At 40.4% G+C, this 24,402-nt stretch carries 20 protein-coding genes; 8 read left to right on the plus strand and 12 right to left on the minus strand.

Features of this window, described 5'->3' with window-relative positions:
• Positions 1-466: 466 nt before the first annotated feature.
• A complete protein-coding gene (locus tag QUE35_RS05985) occupies positions 467-3,205 on the plus strand; it encodes an alpha-L-rhamnosidase-related protein (protein WP_022601694.1) in 2,739 nt (912 codons plus the stop codon).
• 22 nt (positions 3,206-3,227) lie between these two features.
• Positions 3,228-5,078 (plus strand): glycoside hydrolase family 13 protein, encoded by a 1,851-nt coding sequence (locus tag QUE35_RS05990; protein ID WP_022390186.1) that lies wholly within the window; start codon positions 3,228-3,230, stop codon positions 5,076-5,078.
• A 198-nt stretch (positions 5,079-5,276) separates the two neighbouring features.
• Here QUE35_RS05990 and QUE35_RS05995 read toward each other — a convergent pair whose 3' ends face one another.
• From QUE35_RS05995 to QUE35_RS06025, 7 genes are all read right to left on the minus strand, one after another.
• The gene (locus tag QUE35_RS05995; protein WP_022601697.1) at positions 5,277-5,711 is read right to left on the minus strand and encodes a hypothetical protein; all 435 of its coding nucleotides are present in this window, start codon (positions 5,709-5,711) and stop codon (positions 5,277-5,279) included.
• A gap of 149 nt (positions 5,712-5,860) precedes the next feature.
• The gene (locus QUE35_RS06000) at positions 5,861-7,960 is read right to left on the minus strand and encodes an RHS repeat domain-containing protein (RefSeq protein ID WP_081705702.1); all 2,100 of its coding nucleotides are present in this window, start codon (positions 7,958-7,960) and stop codon (positions 5,861-5,863) included.
• On the minus strand, positions 7,908-11,858 hold the full coding sequence (locus QUE35_RS06005) for a SpvB/TcaC N-terminal domain-containing protein (RefSeq protein ID WP_022601700.1): 3,951 nt from the start codon (positions 11,856-11,858) through the stop codon (positions 7,908-7,910). Before QUE35_RS06005 ends, QUE35_RS06000 begins: the two co-directional genes overlap by 53 nt.
• A gap of 17 nt (positions 11,859-11,875) precedes the next feature.
• A complete protein-coding gene (locus QUE35_RS06010; protein WP_022390189.1) occupies positions 11,876-12,304 on the minus strand; it encodes a T9SS type A sorting domain-containing protein in 429 nt (142 codons plus the stop codon).
• 408 nt (positions 12,305-12,712) lie between these two features.
• Positions 12,713-14,746 carry a transketolase family protein gene (locus QUE35_RS06015; protein WP_022601703.1) on the minus strand — a complete coding sequence of 678 codons (2,034 nt, stop codon included), beginning with the start codon at positions 14,744-14,746 and terminating at the stop codon, positions 12,713-12,715.
• 270 nt (positions 14,747-15,016) lie between these two features.
• Positions 15,017-15,607 (minus strand): hypothetical protein, encoded by a 591-nt coding sequence (locus QUE35_RS06020; RefSeq protein ID WP_022601704.1) that lies wholly within the window; start codon positions 15,605-15,607, stop codon positions 15,017-15,019.
• On the minus strand, positions 15,594-16,097 hold the full coding sequence (locus QUE35_RS06025; RefSeq protein WP_022601705.1) for an RNA polymerase sigma factor: 504 nt from the start codon (positions 16,095-16,097) through the stop codon (positions 15,594-15,596). The genes QUE35_RS06020 and QUE35_RS06025 overlap by 14 nt, the downstream gene beginning before the upstream one ends.
• A 338-nt stretch (positions 16,098-16,435) precedes the next feature.
• On the opposite strand from QUE35_RS06025, the gene QUE35_RS06030 reads away from it, so the two are divergent.
• Positions 16,436-16,711, plus strand: a complete 276-nt coding sequence (locus QUE35_RS06030) for a hypothetical protein (RefSeq protein ID WP_022601706.1) — start codon at positions 16,436-16,438, stop codon at positions 16,709-16,711.
• 26 nt (positions 16,712-16,737) lie between these two features.
• Here QUE35_RS06030 and QUE35_RS06035 read toward each other — a convergent pair whose 3' ends face one another.
• The 5 genes from QUE35_RS06035 to QUE35_RS06055 form a co-directional block, all read right to left on the minus strand.
• On the minus strand, positions 16,738-17,211 hold the full coding sequence (locus QUE35_RS06035) for a hypothetical protein (protein WP_009318727.1): 474 nt from the start codon (positions 17,209-17,211) through the stop codon (positions 16,738-16,740).
• A 149-nt stretch (positions 17,212-17,360) separates the two neighbouring features.
• Entirely contained in the window at positions 17,361-18,056 is a 696-nt protein-coding gene (locus tag QUE35_RS06040) for an NUDIX hydrolase (protein WP_022601708.1), read from the minus strand.
• A gap of 75 nt (positions 18,057-18,131) precedes the next feature.
• Entirely contained in the window at positions 18,132-19,277 is a 1,146-nt protein-coding gene (galK, locus tag QUE35_RS06045; RefSeq protein ID WP_022601709.1) for a galactokinase, read from the minus strand.
• A gap of 61 nt (positions 19,278-19,338) precedes the next feature.
• On the minus strand, positions 19,339-20,649 hold the full coding sequence (locus tag QUE35_RS06050) for an MFS transporter (protein ID WP_009318724.1): 1,311 nt from the start codon (positions 20,647-20,649) through the stop codon (positions 19,339-19,341).
• Between the two features lie 115 nt (positions 20,650-20,764).
• Complete coding sequence (locus QUE35_RS06055; RefSeq protein WP_022601710.1) at positions 20,765-21,856, minus strand: aldose epimerase family protein; 1,092 nt, start codon at positions 21,854-21,856, stop codon at positions 20,765-20,767.
• 265 nt (positions 21,857-22,121) lie between these two features.
• Between QUE35_RS06055 and QUE35_RS06060 the strand changes: the two genes are divergently transcribed.
• The 5 genes from QUE35_RS06060 to QUE35_RS06080 all read left to right on the plus strand — a co-directional run bounded on the left by QUE35_RS06060 (position 22,122) and on the right by QUE35_RS06080 (position 24,383).
• A complete protein-coding gene (locus QUE35_RS06060) occupies positions 22,122-22,685 on the plus strand; it encodes a hypothetical protein (RefSeq protein WP_022601712.1) in 564 nt (187 codons plus the stop codon).
• Positions 22,682-23,251 carry a hypothetical protein gene (locus QUE35_RS06065; RefSeq protein WP_009318721.1) on the plus strand — a complete coding sequence of 190 codons (570 nt, stop codon included), beginning with the start codon at positions 22,682-22,684 and terminating at the stop codon, positions 23,249-23,251. Before QUE35_RS06060 ends, QUE35_RS06065 begins: the two co-directional genes overlap by 4 nt.
• Complete coding sequence (locus QUE35_RS06070; protein WP_022601714.1) at positions 23,248-23,811, plus strand: hypothetical protein; 564 nt, start codon at positions 23,248-23,250, stop codon at positions 23,809-23,811. Before QUE35_RS06065 ends, QUE35_RS06070 begins: the two co-directional genes overlap by 4 nt.
• Positions 23,808-23,975 carry a hypothetical protein gene (locus QUE35_RS06075; RefSeq protein ID WP_022601715.1) on the plus strand — a complete coding sequence of 56 codons (168 nt, stop codon included), beginning with the start codon at positions 23,808-23,810 and terminating at the stop codon, positions 23,973-23,975. The genes QUE35_RS06070 and QUE35_RS06075 overlap by 4 nt, the downstream gene beginning before the upstream one ends.
• A gap of 246 nt (positions 23,976-24,221) precedes the next feature.
• Complete coding sequence (locus QUE35_RS06080) at positions 24,222-24,383, plus strand: hypothetical protein (RefSeq protein WP_022601717.1); 162 nt, start codon at positions 24,222-24,224, stop codon at positions 24,381-24,383.
• Positions 24,384-24,402: the final 19 nt, after the last annotated feature.

The following is a 24,402-nucleotide window of genomic DNA, read 5'->3' on the forward strand; positions in this document are numbered from 1 at the left end:
GCTACCATAGAAATACTAAAAACACACAAACTATTCAATCAACTCTCATTTCACGACCCGGACGCTACGTCTCTGTTGAAATTCACAGAAGCAATAGAAGTAACCGAATAACCCGATCAAAAAAACGACAGTCCTTAATCGGATCGTAATCCGGAGACCTCCTGTATCGTTCCAACCCACTTATCCGATGTGATCCACAAACCTCATAACATACACCACCTATTCTTTCGACAATCGACTTTTCCCGTACCGGTAAGAAAATTAACGAATAACATTCAACTATTCACCGGAACAGTTTGTTTAATTAAAAGCTTGTTTAAATTTTGATCGGATCGGTTTTGTGATCGCTTTTTGTTTTTATAAGAATAACCGCGAACAGACCGAAAGAAAATAGAAAGAATGCTCTAATTGAATCTCTATCGGGAAATTTAAACCGGCTCTTAGGCAACGATAAACAGTAAAAGTCATGAAAATATTTTCTGCGATTCTAATTTCAGGAGTCTTTCTTACGACAGCATGCACTCAAAAGGAAAACACCGTGATATACAAAGGAAATACTTACACGGTATATGACAACCGGGTAGAACAAGGTAAATTCAGAGCAGTTGCCATTTCAAAAGACGAAATACGATCTGATTATGAAAGCCCTGCGGACAAAGGTTACTCTCCTACCATACATTTCAAATTCAGTATCAATAGCCGTGATAACGAACTCCCGGCAGGTGAAGAACATATCATCACTTTAAAACCCCAGAACGATACATGTGTTTCTCCGGTAATTCTGTTCGGCGAAAGATACACGGCCATCGATACGAATGCCGAGTCTATTCCGTTGCCTCATCGTACGGTATGGACAGTCAAAGTCGATATGTCTCCCATGTTCGAAGCTTTTAAAAAACAAGGATTTTACAAAACTCCGACAGGAGACATCATTTCGGAATCCGATTTCAAAGGAGTATATATCGCCGGTGGCAGCGAACCGATGACATGGGACTTTGAAAACCTGTATAGTCGGGAGGGCACGGAACTTTCTGATCCGGACAAAAACGGTATATATGAGATTTCTCTTACGATGAACACCAAAGAACCACGCAAAGAAAACTATTCTGTATGGAGCTTATCTGCCGACATCGACGCATTTCCTCAATATGGTTCACAGCAACTCCTGATAGATGCCTTATACCGCATGTCTTTGAATGAACTATTAGACAATATTCGTCCGGACGGAACTCTCCGTGCCGGTGCAGCATGGGATGGAGTGTGGACTCGCGACATCAGTTACTCCATTTATCTGGCACTCGCCTATATTTATCCGGATGCTGCGCAAAAAAGTCTTGTCGCAAAAGTCAACAATAATCGGATCATTCAAGATACGGGAACAGGGGGAGCATGGCCTGTATCGAGCGACCGGATGATCTGGAGCGTAGCGGCATGGGAACTTTATAAATACACCGGAGATAAAGAGTGGCTGCAATATGCTTTTGAAGTAATCCGCAACTCGGCTCAAGATGATCAATTTACATTAAAAGACCCTACGACGGGATTATTCAGGGGAGAGCAAAGTTATCTCGATTGGAGAGAACAATCTTATCCTCGTTGGATGCAGCCGGCAGATATTTATCAGTCGCTTTGTCTGGGAACAAATGCCGTACATTGTCGAACATACGGCATTTTGGCTGAAATGGCCGCCGAATTGGGGAAAGATGCGTCAATATTCCAACAGCAGGCCGATTCTCTGAAAACAGCGATAAACCGTCATTTATGGATAGAGACGAAAGAATATTACGGACAATATTTATACGGAGGTATCTATCCCATATTGTCACCGGGCATCGATAATCTCGGCGAATCGCTAAGTATTTTGTTCGATATAGCCTCCAACGAACAGGCACGCCGCATGATAGCCCGCATACCGGTCGCTGAATACGGTGCAACGAGCATTTACCCACAAATAGGCGAAATAAAGCCGTATCATAATAATGCCGTGTGGCCGTTCGTACAAGCGTTTTGGAATCTGGCTTCAGCTAAAGCAGAAAACGAAGCTTCGGTAACTCGAGGTTTGGGCGCATTATATCGTGCAGCAGCTTTATTTACCACGAATAAAGAATTATTCGTCGCATCGACAGGTGATTACAGCGGTACGGCAGTAAATTCGGATAAAATGTTATGGAGTCTGTCAGGTAATATCGCCATGATATACCGACTGTTTTACGGAATGAAATTCGAGACGGACGGAATACGTTTTACTCCTTTTGTTCCCCAAAGTATTGCAGGCAATAAAAGGATATCGAACTTCAACTACCGGAAAGCCGTGCTTCAAATAGACCTTTCGGGTACGGGAAACCGCATAAAAAAATTTACGATCGACAATGAGGAACAGGCAGAGGCTTTTTTCCCTGCAACACTGACAGGAATGCACACGATCAAAATAGAGTTGGAAACGGATTTCCGGACACGGGACAGCATCACGGTGCGTCCTATAACCGACATGCCCGAAACCAGTCGACTGGGTTATCAAAAAGACAACAATACCCTCGAAATATTAAACTATAGCCCCGACAACCGATATATCGTTTATCTTAACGGTAAAGGCGAGCGCATTATCATGCAGCGTTATTACGGTCTTCCGGTGTTGGATCGTTTCACCCGGGTCGCTGCCGTCCCGGTAAACCGGAGCGGAGTTGCAGGTTTTACCGGCAAACCTTTTACGTGGTTACCTCCACACAGCGAAATACGGATAGAAGCAGAGTCGGTAATTCCCAAATCACCAATAAAAGGATCAGAATATTCGGGTAAGGGATTCATCGAAATCAGCAAGACGAAAAATCGAAAAATAGATTTAATGATTCCGATAAACATTCCGGGGCAATATGCAATAGACGTACGATACGCAAATGGAAACGGACCTATCAACACACAAAACAAATGTGCAATACGCTCGCTTTTTGCAAACGGACAATTTAAAGGAGCATTGGTAATGCCTCAACGGGGAGAAAACGAATGGGCGAACTGGGGATATTCTAACCCGGTAATCGTTAACCTGAATCGAGGCGGGAATAAAATTTCGATTCGGTTTATCTCTCCACAAGATGAAAACATGAACGGAGAGATAAACAGCGCATTGATCGATTTCATTCGATTAAGACGCATCGGAGACATAAATAAAACTCCGGAAGCACGTCCAATCTGGTTACCTAAAGAATAAAAACACTGATTAAAATTACGATATGAGAAAATTAATTTCCTTTTGTTTATTCTTTTTCTGCATAGCCGGGTTGCAGGCTGCAATCAATATTAAACGTATAGATCCGGCTTTCTGGTGGTGCGGTATGAAAAACAAAGAATTGCAAATCATGGTATACGGCGATAAAATCGGTGACGCGAAAGCATCTCTCAAATATCCGGGTGTCACCTTAGAAAAAACCGTACGCCTCGACAGTCCCAATTACCTATTTTTATATCTGAATATATCGGATAATGCAAAACCGGGTAAGATGACCATCCGATTCGATCAGGGAAAAGAACACACATCCCGCACTTTCGAATTACTACAACGGAACGGACCCGACCGGGACTATACGGGATTCGATGCATCGGACGTACTGTATTTGATCATGCCCGACCGATTTGCCGATGGAGACCCGAAAACAAATGTAATACCGTCCATGCGGTTTCCTGCTCCTGTAAATCGTAATGATCCCAATGCCCGTCATGGAGGCGATCTGCAAGGCATAGAACAACATCTGGATTATATACAAAATCTGGGAGTGACAGCTATCTGGCTGAATCCGGTACTGGAGAACGACATGCCGGGAGGATCTTATCACGGATACGCTACGACGGATTACTACAAAGTAGATCCGCGCTTCGGGACGAATGAATATTACAAAGGGCTGATTGAAAAATGTCACGAACGAAATATGAAAGTGGTAATGGACATGATCTTCAACCACTGCGGGAGTGAACATATATGGTTTCTCGACCGCCCTTCGAAAGATTGGTTCAACTTTCCGGACGGATATGTACAGACTTCTTATCGGTTGACGCCTCATTTCGATCCTTACGTTTCAACTTACGATAAAAATATTATGGATATGGGATGGTTTGTGGAGTCGATGCCCGACCTGAACCAACATAATCCGCACTTGATGAAATACCTTACGCAAAACAGCATCTGGTGGATCGAATACTCCGGTATCGACGGCATAAGAATGGATACTCATCCGTATGTATTTTTCGATTCGATGGCGGAGTGGTGCAAAGAGATTCAGAACGAATATCCCGACTTCAACATCGTAGGAGAATGCTGGTACAATACAGAAGCGGGATCGGCTTACTGGCAGGAAAACAGCATATTGGACAAAACCCGAAATTCGCATCTGAAAACGGTTATGGACTTCCCGCTTCAGGGAATCGTACGGGAGGCTTTTATGTCCCAAACCGACAGTTGGACCGGATTGAACAAAATATACGACCGTCTTGCTCTGGATTTTATGTATAGCGATCCTATGGCTGTACTTACATTCCTCGATAATCATGACACCGACCGATTTTTATCGGAAGAGCCCGATAATCTGGGTTTCTTCAAACAAGCCATTGCATTTTTACTGACGACACGGGGCATCCCGCAAATTTATTATGGAACGGAAATACTGATGCACGGAAACAAAAAGGAAAGCGACGGACTGGTACGGCTCGACTTTCCGGGTGGCTTTCCGGGAGACAAAGTGAATGATTTTATCGCTGCCGACCGGACTCCCTTACAAAATGAAGCTTTCGATTTCATTCAAAAAATCTTGAAATGGCGCAAAGGTAATGAAGTGATCAGTAAAGGCAATATGACACATTTCATGCCGACAAACGGCATTTACCTCTACCAAAGAAAATTTAAAGATAAACGCATCATCGTTATTATGAACGGTAACGATACTGCAAAAAGCATCGATATGAGTCGCTATAAAGAGATACTGAAACCGGGTGAGGGAGGTATAGATATAATCAGCGGAGAACCTTTTATATGCTCCCCTCGAATGGAGTTTGCTCCAAGAGCTTTATATATTATAGATATGACTCCATAGCGTGTTACTATTCGATATGAATACCGGATTGTTCTTAGTCCGGTATTCATATCGGAATTTCCGAATAGCACCCGTTACTCATACCTCAAACATCTCTGTGTCTCCTCTCAAAAGGGAAATTAAATACCAAATGCTGCTCTTAGGAAAGGATAAAAAGCTGTGAAACGTGTTACGACCTTGCTCAATATTTACTTTGAATCATTCCGGAGACTTCAAACCTAACGTAAGACTATCCAGAACAATTGTATATTTCATATTTTCAAGATCTTGCAACGTATAATTCATACTATTAACATATTTTATACTTATTTCCTCACAATCTTTTACCATATTTAAATCATAATCTTTTCCTGATAAATCTTTATATATATATACATATATATCTTCGGTATAAAAATCTAATTCCACTGTACATAGAGTAGTCCCACTTGGTTCTATCTTATGCATTTGGGATGTAAAACAACGACTCGGATTAGGAGAATTATCATATATATGAGTAACATCTCCAATACAACTAAATAAAATCGTTGTATCTATGTCATTATAAATCGTCACTTCTCGTGTTAAAACCTTCCCACATGAAAAATTCCCGAATAGAAATATTATCGATACCACATAAATTAATTTTCTCATAACAACTTTATTTTATATACCATAAACCTCCTGTCAAACTCAAACTCTTTATCAAATCAGAACGAACGGAAGCATCTCTTACATCATAATAACGACCTCTTACCTGCTTTTGCTCTGGATCTAATGAATTTTTCCAAAAGTCCCATCCTTTAATTATTATAATCTACATCTTCACTTCGATAAAATCCCTCAACATTTTCACTCAGATAAATTAACGCCCGCATATTGGCATCTTGCTCCGTCTTAAAAAAACAATGCATCCCATCTCCCGCAGCACTTTTCAAACTCGGAATAGCGACCTTGAACAGGTAACTCCATCCCATCTCCTGGCTCTGCAAATAGTGCCCGTACTCATGCTGAAAGATGACGTTATTGGGATCGGCTTCAATACTACTGCCTCCCATAATATACGAACCCAATGTAAATGCTTTGCTTCCTTTCAAGAATGCCGGTTCTAATTGCGAAACAGTCGCCCCGCCCCAACTGCTTACTTTACGAGTAAAACCAAATAAATTACTAAAATAAGATGCCCAAAAACCGGCAGCTGTTTGCGGAAGTTCCCGAGTGAAACGACTCTTTGTCCGTTGACTTCCTCCGGAAAACAAACCCTTTAGAAGCATATATTCATTCTTAACTCCCTGCCAACCTGTTTTAAAAGGATTCTGTTTTTTGACTAAACCTTTTATAAAATGAGAAAAAAATGCTATAATAAACTCTCCATTCTCATCTTTATAAACCAACGGATTATTCAAGCAATAGGTGTAACGGTTAAAATTTTGGCTGAAATCCGGCATCTGCACATAGGGATCGGGGCTGAGAAAGCGTCCTATTACAGGATCATACAGCCGGGCATTCATGTGTATCAATCCGTGATACTCAACATGTTTATGTCCGCAATACCCCCGCAACAAAAGCAATTCGGGCGTCTCTCCCGGAGCATACAGTTCCTGCGTATCGGGATCGCGGAAACGTCCCCACGGATCGTAACTCAATTCTTGCAATACATTTCCGGATTTGTCTATAACATGGGTAATGCTACCCATATAATCACGACATATATAGAGGTATTCCCACTCATTTTCTCCCCCTATCGGTGACGTACACCAAGCGGTGGTCGCCGAAAAGACATCTCCGTCGAGATACAACACTCCGCCGAAATGATAACCGTTCAGCTCCTCATATTTATTATCCCATGAAAAATGCTCTCTAAAAAATTCTTTTCCGAGAGAATCTGTTCCTTCGATCCTCTCATAATTAAAGTTTCCGTCATAATCATACTGGAACGAAGTTTCTATATCCCCCTCAACTATCTTCTGAGGGCGCAACAATTCATTATAGGTAATTTCTTGTGCAGCCTCCGGAACATAATCTCCGTAAGGTGTAATATACTCTATCGCATAAGGACGGTCTTCGGCATATTCGAAAGACCCGACTCCGGAATGGTCGGTGATGTTTCCCTTTCCGTCATAAGTTATCGTCTTGCCGTTAAATCCTGTGAGACGGTTCAAGGCATCATAAGAAAAATCTTCCCGGATATTCCGCGTATTATCTTGCCGCCAGGTCAGATTTCCGGTATGAGAATCGAATCGGGTACTCATATCCTGAATAATCCGATCACCGCAGGTTACGGTACGTTTTAACGGAAATCCGTACCGGTCGTATTCAAAAGTCCGGGTCAGCGGTCCCGTCTCTATCGATACGGGCAATCCCATATCATTCTCGGCAACAAGCTTCCATGCCGGAGCAGAAGCATCGACTTTGATCTCGGTCTTATGCCCATTGGCATACGTGTAATGCACTCTCCCTATCGTACACGGCAAATAACCGTAATAATTTATCCAACTTATCTGCCCCAACTCATTATAAGCATACTTGCGTTCTAAACTAAAATAATCATCGATATACTGTATATCTTCCGATAAGCGGCCATACCGGTCGTACTTATAAAAACGCGAACCGGTATTTTCGACAACTTGCAATAAACGGTTATAATTGTCATAACCGAACTTGACAGTACGCAACTCTTTATTGTCTTTGGAGATATGAATCGAGTCTTTTCGCCCGTAAGAATCATACAAAGTTCGGGTCTCGACCCCATTCGCATCTTTTTTATAAGTCTGATTTCCAAAAGGACCGTATCTCCACTCGATCGTACCGGCACTCGGATCGGACATTCCGATTTTCTGTCCGTACACATTATAGGTGAATGTGTATGTTACCCGGCGCTGTAATCGATTCGGGCTGACCATCAGGACGCAATGTATATTGTATATCTCCCGCCATATCTGAAACCCGAATCACCCTACCGACTGCATCGAACGTCTTTGAAACTGTTATTCCCTTTTTGGTCTCGGTAACGGTATTCTGCCCGTAATCATACACATCGGTACGTCCCGAAGCATAATCGGTACGGACAAGCCGATCATGAAAGTCATACGTCATCTGATTCCACGCCGAGGGACTCTGAGAACGAAAAGGCAACGATTCCTTTTCGAGCAAACCGTGCTGATTATACACTTTATCGGTAAAGAGATAGTGTCCGTCAAAACGTTGCGCTCCTTTGCGGACTTCCCGGCCTAAAGCGTCCTGAAACAGTTTCTCCGTCGGTTTACCCGTATGGGTTGTCGTTATCTCGGTCAATGCCGACTCCGGTCCCGAAGCCCACGCATAAGTAACGACCGTCTCGGTACTGTCGGGATAAACAGTTCTTAAGGTACGTCCCAAACCGTCATATTCATAATATGTATGCAACCCTTCGGGATTGGTTTCCCGAACCATATTACCGTAAATATCATACTGCCACTGTGTAACCAAATTCATAGGATCGGTCTTTTTAACAGGTCTTCCATAAGCATCGTATTCATAGAAAGTTATTTGATACATAGAGCCATAACTTTGTATGTCGTACGCTATCATATTCTGATCCTCATCATACGTATAATTTTCTTCCGATACAAGAGACGACTCTCCTTTAACTACCGATTTATACATGAGATTTTGATAATCATCATATTCATAACTTTCCGATGTTCGTAAATCCGTTTGACCGGAAGCTGAATATGTTGTAGTACGGGTTTTCAACAATCCGGTATAATATTTACTCTCCGTATCGATATTCTGATAAGTATTTTCGATCGTGGTTTTCAGATCGTCCCCGTAATCGACCACCTCTTTTATCGGATTTTCCTTATCGTCATAGGTATATGTCGTAATATGAGTATTATCGTTTAAAAGATCTTTTTCTGTTTTCCTCAACAATAACGATTTCACGGTCTTATCGTCATGCAACACAAAATCATATTCAAAATCGGATACGGTCTGCTCGGTCTCTTCTTTCAGCAAGATACCGTAACGGGTTGGATCGAAAATCTTTTTACCATACCAGAACCGCAGCCCGTCAATCGTATTGACGGTTTTAAATCCTCTGAAACCCAGCCCCTGCACATGAGATATACCTCCTTCATAACTGAATTGCAACGATTCGAAAAGCGTTCCTCCGCTATAACCGTCTTTTGCCGTGGTTATCCATATCGGCGCAGTAAAATCGATATAAGGGAAAACCGCTCCTTGCCCAATCTTATAATTGTAACCGCTATTCATTTTTTGATAAGAAAAACGAATCTCGTTGCCGGTACTGGTATAAGCGGCAGAAAGTAAACGGGATTGTGACTGATCTATTCCGTAATTGATCTTATACACTTCATTCTTATACAACCCGTACAAAAACAAATGATTAGTAGCCTGCATCACGGTAGCGGGGACTAATATCGCCGGATTGGATAAGGTCGCGGTGACGATATTATTCGGTTCATAAACAATGACGTTATTTCTTACCGGATATATTTTGACCTCTTTATTCTCCTTTTGACACACAATATCGAGAATCCCGTCATTGTCCATATCTTGCATAAGCAGATTATCGCTTTTCTCTACGGGGAAACCCGGTATGGATTCCAACTTATACTCCGTACCGGTAGAAAACAACACCTGCCACTGAGTATCCTCGGTCCGCCACGTATAATTTACATGACTGCCATGATCCGGGCAAGTAAAATCGGATGTTAATCCAGCCCCGCATTCCACACAGGTATAACCGGGCTGTATATATTGTTCACAGGTATAACACCATACATCCGGCAAACCGGTCATGGAATTAAATCCTTCATATCCGAAATCATGCCCATGACATACAGGACATTCTCTCGGAGAATAGACAGGGACGTATTCGGTCCGGGTACGAACGAATTCCGGGGAAATGATAAAATCGGTTTTAGCATCACCGTTTACATCGGACAGCAGCATTCGCTTATCCGACAAAAAAGAATTCGATATCCGGTTATCGGAGTATATCTTGTTTAATTGCCAATCTCCATTTACAGAAACAAATGTATAGATATCGAAACCTGCGGGATGAATATGACAAATATCGGCTTTGCCATCTCCATCGAAATCAACTACCGTCACCATATCAGCGCCCATATTGTAATTAAACACGGGTCTTTGAAACACAGGTGATAATATCTGATCCAAATCGAACAGATAACATACGGATTTATGCTGAGCCATATCTAACGGGGCATTCATCGAAACCGCAAATATCTCATCCTTTCCGTCCCCTGTAAAATCTCCGCTCAAATAGGTTTTAGGACAGAATGAATAGGTATCTTTCTTTTTTATCGCATCTCCCGTAAAATAATAAACATCTTCTTTCAGATCCACTCCGGTATTCATATAGGCCGGAGCATAGGCTGCGATGCAAACCACATCCTTTCCCGACATCACTCCGCTATTGATACGTACGATCTCGTCACCCGGGACATAGTCGATATTGGCGCAAAAAGCAGAATTAAATCCTGCTTCAACTTGAAGCTCAAGAGCATAAGCCGAATTCGATCCGATGCCCGGATAAAGGTTCAATTTATGACTCGGATCAAGCGCGACATAATAATATTCTTCTTGCGGATTTCGGTATAGTCCGGGATCAGGATATGAGATAATCCCGTCATCATCACTGCCGTATGACAACTTTCCGGAACGGACGACTAACTCTTCCATATCGGGATAGTATAAAGAAATACTCGACGTATATTGTCTAATACCTCCCTGATTACCGGAAGCATAGGCAAAACGCAAGGGGGCAAGGCGAGTTTTCGAACCGACCAAGCAATTAATTTCGCTTAACAAAGAGGGTGTCGTATTTTTGTAGGACATTGAATAAATCTTCACGATATTGGTGTCGAGTTTTATCATGATTCCCTGCAATAAACGAGGTTCTTTCTTTTCAATGCCTGCCGTATAAGATAAAGGAATATCTTGTCGATGCTCCCCATAAATAAAATCTACATGGACAAAATGTCCGGGATTATCGACCGGACCTCTACCTCCATACGAAACGGAAAGCAAGTAATGATGCCCGTATTTATACTCGTAAGTATAATCGATATGATTGCCGGCAACATCGGTCACTCTCGATAAAGGATACTCCAATCCGTCATTAACAACCGGCTTATAAAGCGATTGCGAACCGTCAGGACGAAATACGGTAAACGACACGATTTTGTCCCCTTGCGTAAGACATTTTACCTTGATATTTCCTTTTTCGGTACGATACCACCCGGACGACTGTTCGACAAGCTGAGATCCGTCAAGTTGAAATGCAGCCGAAGCATCGGTTACAGCAGGGGCGGTCTTATCATTGTAATATCCATTGAAATCGACACTGTTTATGGATGAGAATCCTTGTAATCGCCATCCCCATCCCAAAACTCCGTCACCGCTGAATTGTGTATAACATAATGAAATTTCCGGAGCGCATTCTCCTCGTCCTTTCGGCAATTCGATAGGGACCTCGCAGATCGTCGAGCCTAAAGGACTGACCGAAGTATGAACGGTGATCTCTCCGGGGGTATATAAAGGACTTATGGCTGTCGACACGTTTTTCATTTCCGGCTCTTTGTAAGCCTGAATATCCCGCATCAATTGTTCTAACGTCGAGTCCGGCAAAATCTCCGGATTTTGTACCCAATCGACATGTTTTATCACTGCCGTATCCGAATTTCGAATCGGTTGAGGATATGATCCTCCTAAAGTCTGTGCATAAACTCCGAATGCAAGACACAACAAAAATAAGGTTAACGATGTGCGCATATGACAATGATAGCAAGTTATTCCTTTATTATTTTCCAGGTTGCAGATTTTCCATTTAATGTCATTTTCAGGATGTAATTTCCGGCCGGCTGATTGCTAAGGTCAAAAGAGACTTTTGACGAAACGATTTTTCGGGTGGCAATACATTTTCCGTTCATGGTAAAAATTTTCACATCTCCCGATAGTTCTTCCGTATTACCGGAAATGGCAATCGTTATTTGTCCCTTGGTCGGATTAGGGTAAAAACGAACGGTCTGCCCGGCAAATTTTTCAGATAAAGGTTTCTCATCTTCCGGATCGGCCAATGCCCGGTTTTGAACCCGACTTAATACAATCTCTCTCCTAACACGATTTCCCGAAACATCATAAGAATAGCGAATTTTAGTCTGCGCCTGCAAAATCCCTGCAAAACAACAAACGAGACACAAAGAATATAGTTTTTTCATGATCGGATAAGATAATTTGGTTACTGTTTTATATTTCAAACTTAGAAAATACAGTATTAAAAAACAGAGATAATATTTATTACATTTTTATTAAAATAGATGTAAAAAGGGTTATCTCTATAAAATAAATATCCTATTCGGCCTTTATTTACCTATATAAGACCGAACAGGATACTTTTCTCCCTAAGTAAAAAATAAGTAATCAAACTTTGCCAGTATTCCCTCGTTTCAATAAAATACATAAAAAATATCCGAGAATACTACCCATCCATTTTCTCAAAAATGATCGACATTTTGTTTCTTAAAAATTCCATCCCACTAAATAAAAACAGAATACCCTCGAATCTTCATATTTCGAGGGTATTCTGTTTTATGTCAATTATCGTATCCCGATAAATGAAAGATAAATTATTTCTTCAGCAAAGCCTTCACCTGTTTCAAGACATTTTCGGTCGTGAATCCGAGTTTCTCATCAAGTACCTGATAAGAAGCAGAATATCCGAAATGTTCGAGTCCCCAAACGACACCGTTCTTTCCTACCAAACGAGCCAAAGTCGAAGGCAAACCGGCCGTAAGTCCGAATACCGGAAGGTTTGAAGGAATTACAGATTCCTGATATTCTTTCGACTGATTGAAGAAAAGTCCTTCGGACGGAGCAGAAACTACTTGAACTTTTATTCCTGCTTCATTCAACAACGGAGCAGCTTCTGCAAGAGTAGAAACCTCCGATCCGTTAGCGACCAACACGACATCCGGATTTTCATCCTTAATCACGACATAAGCTCCTTTAGCCGCTTGCAAAGCTTCTTCGAAACGATCTCCCGAAGCAGCAGGCAGATCTTTGATATTCTGACGGGAAAGAATCAAAGCAGTAGGAGTTTCGGTATTTTCCATTGCCAATTTCCATGCCACACTAGTTTCCGGACCATCAGCGGGACGCAACACCAACATACTGTTTTTACCATGATGATTTTTAAGCTGTTCCAATAAACGAATCTGAGCTTCCTGTTCTACCGGTTGATGTGTAGGGCCATCTTCTCCTACACGGAAAGCATCGTGCGTCCAGATATATTTTACAGGAACTTCCATCAGTGCCGCCATACGTGCTGCGGGTTTCATATAATCGGAAAATACGAAGAATGTTCCGCATGCTCCTATAACACCGCCATGCAGCATCATCCCATTCATAATGGCAGCCATAGTAAGTTCGCTCACTCCAGCCTGTAAAAAAGCTCCGGTAAAATCCCCACTCTTGAAAGCATGCGTCTTTTTCAAGAATCCGTCGGTTTTATCCGAATTAGCTAAATCGGCAGATGAAACAATCATATTCTCGATCTGCTCCGCAAAAACAGCCAATACGTTTGCCGATGCAGCACGAGTAGCAATTCCCGGTTTCTGAGCAATAGCTTTATAATCGATTTCAGGAGCTTTTCCGGAAAAGAACTGATGCAATTTCACTGCAAGCTCAGGATTTTCTTTCTCCCAAGCTGCTTGTTTAGCCTTGCGATCAGCAGCAACTTTCAACAATTCGGCTTTACGGTCGGCATACAATTTTTCCACTTCTGGAAAGATAGCGAACGGCTCGTCCGGATTTCCCCCCAAATGAGCAATGGTCTTCGCAAAAGAAGCACCGGCAGCACTCAAAGGTTGCCCATGCGTAGAACATTTCCCTTCATAAGATTGTCCTTCTTCGGTCACAACACCCTTACCCATAATCGTTTTACCGATGATCAAAGTCGGACGGCTCTGCTCCTGCCCGGCCTCGATAAGAGCACCTCTGATTGCATCTGCATCATTACCGTTTATTTCAAGGACATTCCATCCCCATGCCCGGTATTTGGCGGCAGTATCTTCCTTAGTTACGGCATCGGTATCGGTAGATAATTGTATGTCATTACTGTCATAGAACATGATCAGATTGTTCAAACCTAAATAACCGGCAATGCGTCCAGCCCCTTGAGAAATCTCTTCCTGAATACCTCCGTCCGAAATAAATGCATACGTTTTATGAGCCATCCAATCACCGAAACGGGCAACTAAAAAACGTTCGGCTATTGCCGCCCCGACTGCCATCGCATGACCTTGTCCCAAAGGACCTGAAGTATTCTCGATACCTCTCATCACATCGACTTCGGGATGTCCCGGTGTAGGACTTCCCCACTGACGGAATTGTTTCAGTTCATCAAGCGTAAATTTTCCGGTTAATGCCAATACCGAATAAAGCATCGGAGACATGTGGCCGGGATCAAGAAAAAAGCGGTCACGATTAATCCATTTAGGATCAGAAGGATCATACACTAAAAATTCGGCAAAAAGGGTGTTTACGAAATCAGCACCCCCCATCGCTCCACCGGGATGACCCGACTTCGCTTTTTCAACCATCGATGCAGCCAAGATACGGATATTATCAGCTGCTTTGTTAAGTACAGTCGTATTTGTCATGGGATAATGTATTTTTTACAAAGATAAGGATTATTCTCTATTTAAAAAAGAGTTCTCCAAAGGTTAAAAACCGAAATGAAAAGCCTATAAAAAAGTATTTGTAATCTGCCAAAAGTACTTACTGTATTTATAACAATTATATAATTTCACATAGTCTATTTACTAAATAGATATAAAAGCAATATCTTATTGTAGATATAGATACTGACTTATGGGTAAAGTATTATATCTGACATTTTTATATCGTAAATAAAGATTAAATTCCATATACTATTCAATCTCTTCCAACAGTTTCCAACCCCGTTCAAGGGAAAATAAATAAGACTTGTAACGGCACTTTTGATAATATCTCATCAACCACGGAATAGCTAAAAAAAGGACTATAAAAAAGACTAAGATATAACTCATTTCTTTTAATTCATCAAATTGGTTCAAATACATAATAATAAATCTAATCGCCATACCGTAAAAAAACACTAAACAAATAATAAAATCAAAATGCATCTTCCGTTCTAACTGCTTTTTAAGGATTATTCCCGACTCTTTAACAGAACATAAATCTGCAGATTTTATAAACAGTCGATACCCCCAAATAACAGAAAAGAGTATAAATAATAAAAAAATATTTACGACCCACAAAGGGAAAGACGCCCTTCCCATTAAAACTGAATGCCAAATATTACTTGTTACCGATAAAATAAAAAAGAAAGCAAATAAACATATCAGACTTTTCTGACGGTGTAAAACACGAGAAATTACAACAGAATGCTTTTTATGTATTATTTCCTTGATATCAATAGATTTACATTCCATTCCAGTATACATCTCTTTCCAAATTTTTTTCAAATCATTGTCTTCCATTTTGTATTCGTTTAATAAGTTGTTTTTTGATTCTATTAATTTTCACTCCAACATTCGTATCAGAAATTCCTATAATAGCAGAGATTTCTTTGTATTCATAACCTTCGAGATAAAGAATTATAATTGCTTTTTCTACATCTGGCAACTGATTAATGGCTTGATATAATCTTTCTCTTTCGTCTACCACATAATTTTCTTCCAAACAACTATCACATATACTGTCTTCCTGTGCCGACAATCCTTTACAAACAGGCAGTATCGATTCTTTCCGTACAAGATCAATGGCTGCATTTAAAGCAACCCGATACAACCAAGTCGAGAAAGCACACTTTTGTTTGAACTTCGGATATGCTTTCCATAATCGAATCAATATCTCCTGATAATAATCCTCACGGTACGGATGCTGATAAAAATAAATATTGCATATTCTCTGCAAAATTCCTTGATTCTGGTTAATCAGCTTTACGAAGTCCTCTTCCATTTTTTCCATTTTTTAAGATGTTTTGAAAAGTTAGTCGTATTGCAGTCATCAATTCTTACAAAAAAAAACAGATCGCCTTATAAAATATGTTTATATACTTAATGGATAAAATTTAAACAAAACTCTAAGAGCCTGTCGTCTAAATTTTACTCGGATCAGGGTTGAGAATTTCTTGCAAGTATGTTTTTATGAGGAGGATAGCGAGTATCTGACGAGAGAAAACGGGGAAAAAGACCGAAAGAAAACGCAAAGATGACCTGATAATATTTTTTGTCGGAAAATTGAGATAGGCCCTTAAACTGATCGACAAAATCGTACAAAATATCGACACAAAAGGTATCAATAATATGTATATAGGTGAATTGAAGAACAAAGAAATGCAGACATATCGAAAACGAGGAAAGATAAAGGCATTGAGAGCGGCAAAAAAAGCAGCCTATCTCACTGAATCTCTCGGTAAACAATTAGGAGATGTCATACGCATTGTAGAACCGCGAGAAAGTATAAACGACTATACTCTTTCTGTACAAAGCAATATGATTTCATCTCAAGCCCAATCCTTCGGCTCGTTTCGCACCATCAAACTACGCTATTCGATGATCGCCCGGTTCGGTATTAAATAAATGTTTTAAAAAAAATAGAACCGCCATTAAAAATGAAATGCCACAGCCAGTCCGAAATTCCAAAAACCGGGAGTAAAGAAACCTTCGCTATATCCTCCGATAACCGTACCAATAACCGGACGATAATCGACTTCGAGAGAAATGGGCACTTTTTTAAATTGGCAGCCGAAAGCACAAGAACCGGCTACTCCGAACAAAAGCCCCGAATCATCGAAATCATAAAATCCTAATGCTCCACCGACTCCAGCATTCAAATACCAATCACAAGTTCGGGGTGTCCAATCCCACTGACAGCACCGCCAATTATATATACCAGTCAACGACAATCCCTCGTAATTGGGAATAGCTAATGTAAACTGAAGAAAATTTTTAGTACTCAAATCTCTCTGATAAAGAAACTCAGCACCTCCTCCGAAACGAAACCCTACTGCATTTTTTTGCGCATTCGCAAAACTTAAAGACGTGATACACAAAAGAACAACAAAAATCAATTTCTTCATAATCATCGCATTTTAAATTTACAATCCACCGACATTAACAAAAGTCGTAAACAAATTCAAATTTACAAACCTGCTCAAAACTTACAAAACTATTTTTCAAATTTACGCATGGCACTCATAGCAAACTCCACCCCGATCACATCAACCTCTTACATAGTGAATACAAATCCTTTATCGAGCATCGATTCATATCGTTGACGATTAAACACATAATAATAAGCTCCACGTTTAGAGCTTTTTTTATCTTTTTCATCAAGCCGTTCAAGAATGTCCATCCCTAAAATTTTTTTACGGAAGTTACGCTTATCCATCGTTTCACCATAAATCGATTCATAAAGCGACTGCAATTGCGTCAATGTAAACTTCTCAGGCAACAGATTAAATCCTATCGGATGCAGTGCCGCATGACGCCTCAATAGTAATATAGCATCATCAAGCATCTGTTCATGGTCGAAAATAAGTTCTCTTTTCCTGTCCAACGAAATCCATTCCAAATCACTTTCCGGCAACAAACTATTAGCATAATCGGTCACATTAATCAGAGCATAATAGGTCACAGATATCACTCGTTCTCCGGGATCACGATCTACATTTCCGTAAGCTTTTACCTGCTGCATATAAATATTGTCAAGCCCTGTCAAAGTCTTCAACACCCGACTCGCCGCCTGATCGATATTTTCATTTTCATTCATAAAACCTCCCAATAAAGAAAGTCCGCCTTTTTTAGGTTCGATTTTTCTTCGAAACGTAAGCAGCTTGATCTCATTGTCGATAAATCCGAGTATAGTACAATCTACTGCTATCAGGAAACGTGCCTGGACTCCATAAAAACTGTCTTCATGCATAAGTTAAAAATAAAATGCGGGTATCCGAAATGATGTTACATTTGATTCCGGATACCCGCCATATCAGACTATGTATTATAATTTACGTGATCCTGCTCCGATCTTCACCGGATATACCTTGGGTTCTTTTCCGAACTTTTGAGTAAATCCTTTAACAGCAGTCGTGATAAAATTATCATATTTATCTTCAGGCACAAGATTTATCGTACAACCGCCAAATCCGCCTCCCATTACCCGAGAGCCTGTAACTCCGCATTCACGGGCTACATCATTCAAGTAATCGAGCTCTTCACAACTTACCTCATAAAGTTTACTCATGCCGTAATGTGTACCATACATTTTCTCTCCTACAGTTTTATAATCGCCTTTTTCAAGAGCATCACAAGCATCGAGCAACCGTTGTATCTCCTCAATTACATATTCCGCACGACGGTAATCTTCTGCCGACACTTCATTCTTCACCTCATCGAGCATTTTCATATCTGCGTCACGTAACAGTTCCACTTCAGGATGTCTTTTCTTAATTGCCGCAACAACAGCTTCGCAAGACTCTCTCCGTTTGTTATAAGCTGATGAAGCCAATTCATGTTTCACCACAGAGTCTATCAGCACGACCTTATATCCTTTCGGATCAAAAGGAACATATTCGTATTCCAAAGAACGACAATCCAGACGGATCAAGTGACCTTCCTTACCAAATACCGAAGCAAATTGGTCCATAATACCGCATTTCACACCGCAATAATTATGTTCGGTAGCTTGTCCTATTTTTGCCAGTTCGAACTTATCGATACCCAGATTAAATATCTCATTCAGAGCAAAAGCAAACGTACTTTCCAACGCTGCAGAAGAAGACAAACCCGCCCCCAGAGGAACATCTCCCGAGAATGCTGTATCAAAACCTTCGACTTTTCCTCCGCGTTTAATTATTTCGCGCACGACACCAAAAATATAACGAGCCCAGCTTTCTTTCGGAGCGTCTTCCTCGTTCATACCGAACTCCGAATATTCATTAAGATCGACAGCAAAAGCCCGGATTATATTCTTTCCATTCGGTTTTATCTCAGCCAACATACCTTTATCAATAGCTCCCGGTAAAACAAAACCTCCATTATAATCGGTATGTTCTCCAATTAAATTTACCCGCCCCGGTGAAAAATAAAGATCTCCGGCTGTTCCAAATAATTCTGCAAATTTTTCTCTGACTATTTTATTATCCATAATTATTATCTTTTTTAAATATTACCTCCAAACCGAATAATTCGGAAAAAAATAAAAATGTTTATTCTACAGGAATATCGGTATTTACGTTTTTACTACCGATCAAGGCATAATACAGCATATAGCAAACTGCTGCAAATACTACCCAGAAGCTGACAATATAGTTGCTGAAGATATCGGCTACACCGCCTTGTAACAACGGCAAAATACCTCCACCGCAAACCATTACCATAAATATACCCGATCCCATAGCAGTATATTTACCTAATCCTTCGACTGCAAGGTTAAAGATTCCACCCCACATAATCGACGTACAGAGTCCGCAAAGAACAAAGAACATTACTCCTACGGGAACTGTTGTCATACCGAAACTGATATCGGACTTGAATACCGGCATGGATATTTGACTGGTCGTCGGAGCGAATATTCCGATCAACAAAAATATCAAAGCCAATGTACACACAAAAATCATCTGGGTTCTACTTGAATATTTACCGCCGAGAATACCTCCGAATAAACGTCCAACCATCATCAAGAACCAGTAAGTACCGCAAATCGATCCTGCCATAGCAGCATCGATTCCCATGCCGGTAGCACCGGAAGCATCGGGCGACGTCGTCAAAAACAAATTCAAGAAATTCGGGATTCCCACTTCAACTCCCACATATAAGAAAATCGCTACAGCCCCCAATATAAAATGACGGAAAGAAAGCGCACTGTGCGTATCTTTTTCAGTCTTAGCCTTAGCCGGCTCCATGTGAGGCTCCGGAATGCTCATTATCGACAACACAATAAAGGCTACGGCAAAGATACCCATAGCAATAAACAATGCCGGAGAAGCATCGCTGATCTTCGCATTAGCTGCGTTACCGATCAAATAACCTACGAGAATAGGAACGATCGTTGCCGAAATGGAATTCAAAGAACCACCGAACTGAATCAGTTGATTTCCTCTTTTTCCACCACCGCCCAATGTATTCAACATCGGGTTCACGACCGTATTCAGCATACACATAGAAAAACCGGAAACAAATGCACCTGCAAGATAAACTCCGAAACTACTGGAGTTATCGAGTTGTCCCGAAAAAAACTGAATACCTACACCGATAAAACCAACGGCAATAGCTGCAAGAGCCGTTTTTTTATATCCTATTTTTTTAAGCATCATACCCGCCGGAATACCCATAAAAGCATAAGCGATAAAATTGGCGGCATTACCCAACTGAGTCATCCAGTTCGGAACATCGAACTGATTCTTTACAATTACACCCAGCGGATTGGTAAGTCCTGTTACAAACGAAATCATTGCAAACAGGGCGAACATCATTGCAATAGGCAATGCATAATTCTTCTTGTTAGTTGTGTCACTCATAGTTTTTTTACTGTTGATAAATTATTTAGTTATTTTGATTTTTTCGTACAGATTAAAATGCATAATACCTATGTAATCGAATATTCGCAAAATTTTTCTGTGCTGTTTCACTTCATCATTTTTCTATGCCGAACGTGTATATACAAGTCTGAGCATATATCTCACCGGGACGCAATACCGTTGATGGGAAATGCGGTTTATTCGGGCTGTCGGGGAAATGCTGCGTTTCAAAACAAATTGCCGTACGTTCAGAATAACTGCGTCCCTTTTTCCCTATAAATCCATTTAACCAATTTCCGGTATAAAGCTGTACTCCCGGCTCGGTCGTATACACCTCCATAGAAATTCCGGTTTTAGGAGAGACGGCTTTAGCCGCTAAAGTCATTTCACCGGGATAATTCTTATTCAACACATAATTATGATCATACCCTTTTCCGAAAATAAGTTGTTCATAATTACTATCAATTCGTTCTCCCACTTCGTGAGGTTCAGTAAAATCCATAGGAGAATCTTTCACCGGACGTATTTCTCCTGTCGGTACAGATTTATCATCCATTGGTGTAAAATAATCGGCATTGATCATCACTTTATGGTTGGTAACCTCTCCACCTCCGTCTCCATTCAAATTAAAAAACGAATGATGAGTAAGATTTACTACGGTCGGTTTATCGGTAAATGCCTCATAATCGATTTTCATCGCATTATTATCAGTAAGCTGATAAATCACTTTCACGAAAAGGTTGCCCGGGAAACCCTCTTCTCCGTCTTTCGAAAGGTAAGTCAGTTCTAATGTCTGGTCATCTTGTTGACGGGCATCCCACACAACGTTGTTATAACCTACTATACCGCCATGCAATACACAGTCCGGATTATTGGAACGAATATTATAACGTGTTCCATCCAAAACAAACGAACCTTTTTTTATACGATTTCCGTAGCGGCCGATCAAAGCTCCGAGAAATTTCTCCGGAGTATTCAGATATTCCTCTATCGATTCATGCCCTAAAACCACATCGGTCATCTTTCCGGAAACATCGGGTATCATAAGAGAAACCACAATACCTCCAAAATTGGTAATACAAATCTCTGCTCCGTTTTTATTGGTAAGAGTATAAAGCGCTACCGGTTTCCCGGCTATCTGAGTATCAAACTTCTCTTTGAGAAGCCCGGAAAGAGTCTTTCCTTTTTGAGAATCGGTGTTTGCCATGATAATTATTTTTATATTGTATATTTGGTGTAAAAATAACGCTTATTCACTAATGTTGTCATTCAAAAGCGTATGTTTTATAACATAAAAATCTATTTTCCCGTTTCAGATTACGAATCTGTTTTGATTCTATAATAAATGATCCTCTCCAAATAACAAGTAGCAAGGAATCTTTCATTAAATAAGAAAAAGAGAGACGTTAATAATATTACTTTGCATAAATTATTTTTTTTAGCTATATTTGGATATACCAAACCATCTGTATATGAAACTACCAGACATTAGGTTGATCATCTCTTTTTTTATTTTTTTGTCCATCTTTTACTGTTGCGTACAAAAAGGAACTCCGTTTTCGTTCACTACACCCGAAGAGGAAGAGGTCAGTCTCATAATTCCTCCGGGATTTGAAGAGCAGCGCACCGCAAGCCCGTGGAAGAAATTGGATAAAGATCTTAAAAACTATTTTTCAGCATACGTTTGCAATGCCGATAATCCCGAGGAAATTATGGAATTGTATTTCAACTTAAGAGGATATTCCGATATTAACACAAAAAAATGGCAGAGAAAACCGGAGAATCGGGAACTATATGATTATATAGAATATCCCGACAGTAATTTTATTTGCGTACTACAAGTCGAATATATATCCGACCCGTATATACTTTCTTTAGGGATAAATAATGGTGTAGATATTCATTATGCCGATCTGTATCTTCAGAAAAATATTTTGGATATTCTACTTTACTTCCCTCATGACAGCCTTATGACCGAACGGGCTAAAACTGTAATGGACGACATTGTAAAAAGCATCAAAATCAAAAAGAAATGAAGCATTATTATCCTACCTTATCCATCGTTATAGGCATATTTCTTTTATCTCTTATCGGTTGTCGGGAAAAAGGAACTCCGTTTTCGTTCACTACGCCCGAAGGAGAAGAGGTCAGTCTTGTAATTCCTCCGGGGTTTGAAGACCAGCGCACCGCAAGCCCATGGAAGAAATTGGATAAAGATCTCAAAAACTATTTTTCAGCATACGTTTGCAATGCCGACAATCCGGATGAAATTATAGAGTTGTATTTTTATTTAGAAGAAGATATCAATAACAGTACAAAAAAGTGGCGGAGAAAACCGGAGAATCGAGAGCTGTACGACTATATAGAGTATCCCGACAGTAATTTCATTTGTGTGGCACGGATCGAATATTTTAACGACCCGTACAGTTTATATTTGTCCGGAGGCGATGATTTCCCTCCGGACAGCCATTCGGCAGACCTTCACCTACAAAAACAGACATTCGATATTTTTATGTGCTTCCCTCATGACAGCCTTATGACCGAGCGGGCTAAAACAGTAATGGACGACATTGTAAAAAGCATCAAAATCAAAAAGAAATGAAGCATTATTATCCTACCTTATCCATCGTTATAGGTTTATTTCTTTTATCTCTTATCGGTTGTCGGGAAAAAGGAACTCCGTTTTCGTTCACTACGCCCGAAGGAGAAGAGGTCAGTCTTGTAATTCCTCCGGGATTTGAAGACCAGCGCACCGCAAGCCCGTGGAAGAAATTGGATAAAGATCTTAAAAACTATTTTTCAGCATACGTTTGCAATGCCGATAATCCCGAGGAAATTATGGAATTGTATCTCAACTTAAGAGAATATTCCGACATTAACACAAAAAAATGGCAGAGAAAACCGGAAAATCGGGAACTATATGATTATATAGAATATCCCGACAGTAATTTTATTTGCGTATTACAAGTCGAATATATATCCGACCCGTATATACTTTCTTTAGGGATAAATAATGGTGTAGATATTCATTATGCAATCATGTATCTTCAAAAAAACTCCTTGGATATTCAACTTTATTTTCCTCATGACAGCCTTATGACCGAACGGGCTAAAACTGTAATGGACGACATCGTAAAAAGCATCAAAATCAAAAAGAAATGAAGCATTATTATCCTACCTTATCCATCGTTATAGGTTTATTTCTTTTATCTCTTATCGGTTGTCGGGAAAAAGGAACTCCGTTTTCGTTCACTACGCCCGAAGGAGAAGAGGTCAGTCTCATAATTCCTCCGGGATTTGAAGACCAGCGCACCGCAAACCCGTGAAAAAAAATATTCTCAGAAAGAGACCTTATCGGAGAAGAACATTATATAGCCTCTTATATTTATCAAGGTAAAGATACGAATGAAATTATTGAATTATATTTTTCTTTAAAAAAAGATCCGGGCACTGCAAAAAAGTGGCGGAGAAAACCGGAGAATCGAGAGCTGTACGACTATATAGAGTATCCCGACAGTAATTTCATTTGTGTAGCTCGAATCGAATATTTTAACGACCCTTACAGTTTATATTTGTCCGGAGGCGATGATTTCCCTCCGGACAGCCATTCGGCAGACCTTCACCTACAAAAACAGACATTCGATATTTTTATGTGCTTCCCTCATGACAGCCTTATGACCGAGCGGGCTAAAACAGTAATGGACGACATTGTAAAAAGCATCAGAATCAAATAACCGATTCATTTTTTATATT

Origin of the sequence: Coprobacter fastidiosus (assembly GCF_030296935.1) — a bacterium.
GTDB classification, from domain to species: Bacteria; Bacteroidota; Bacteroidia; order Bacteroidales; family Coprobacteraceae; genus Coprobacter; species Coprobacter fastidiosus.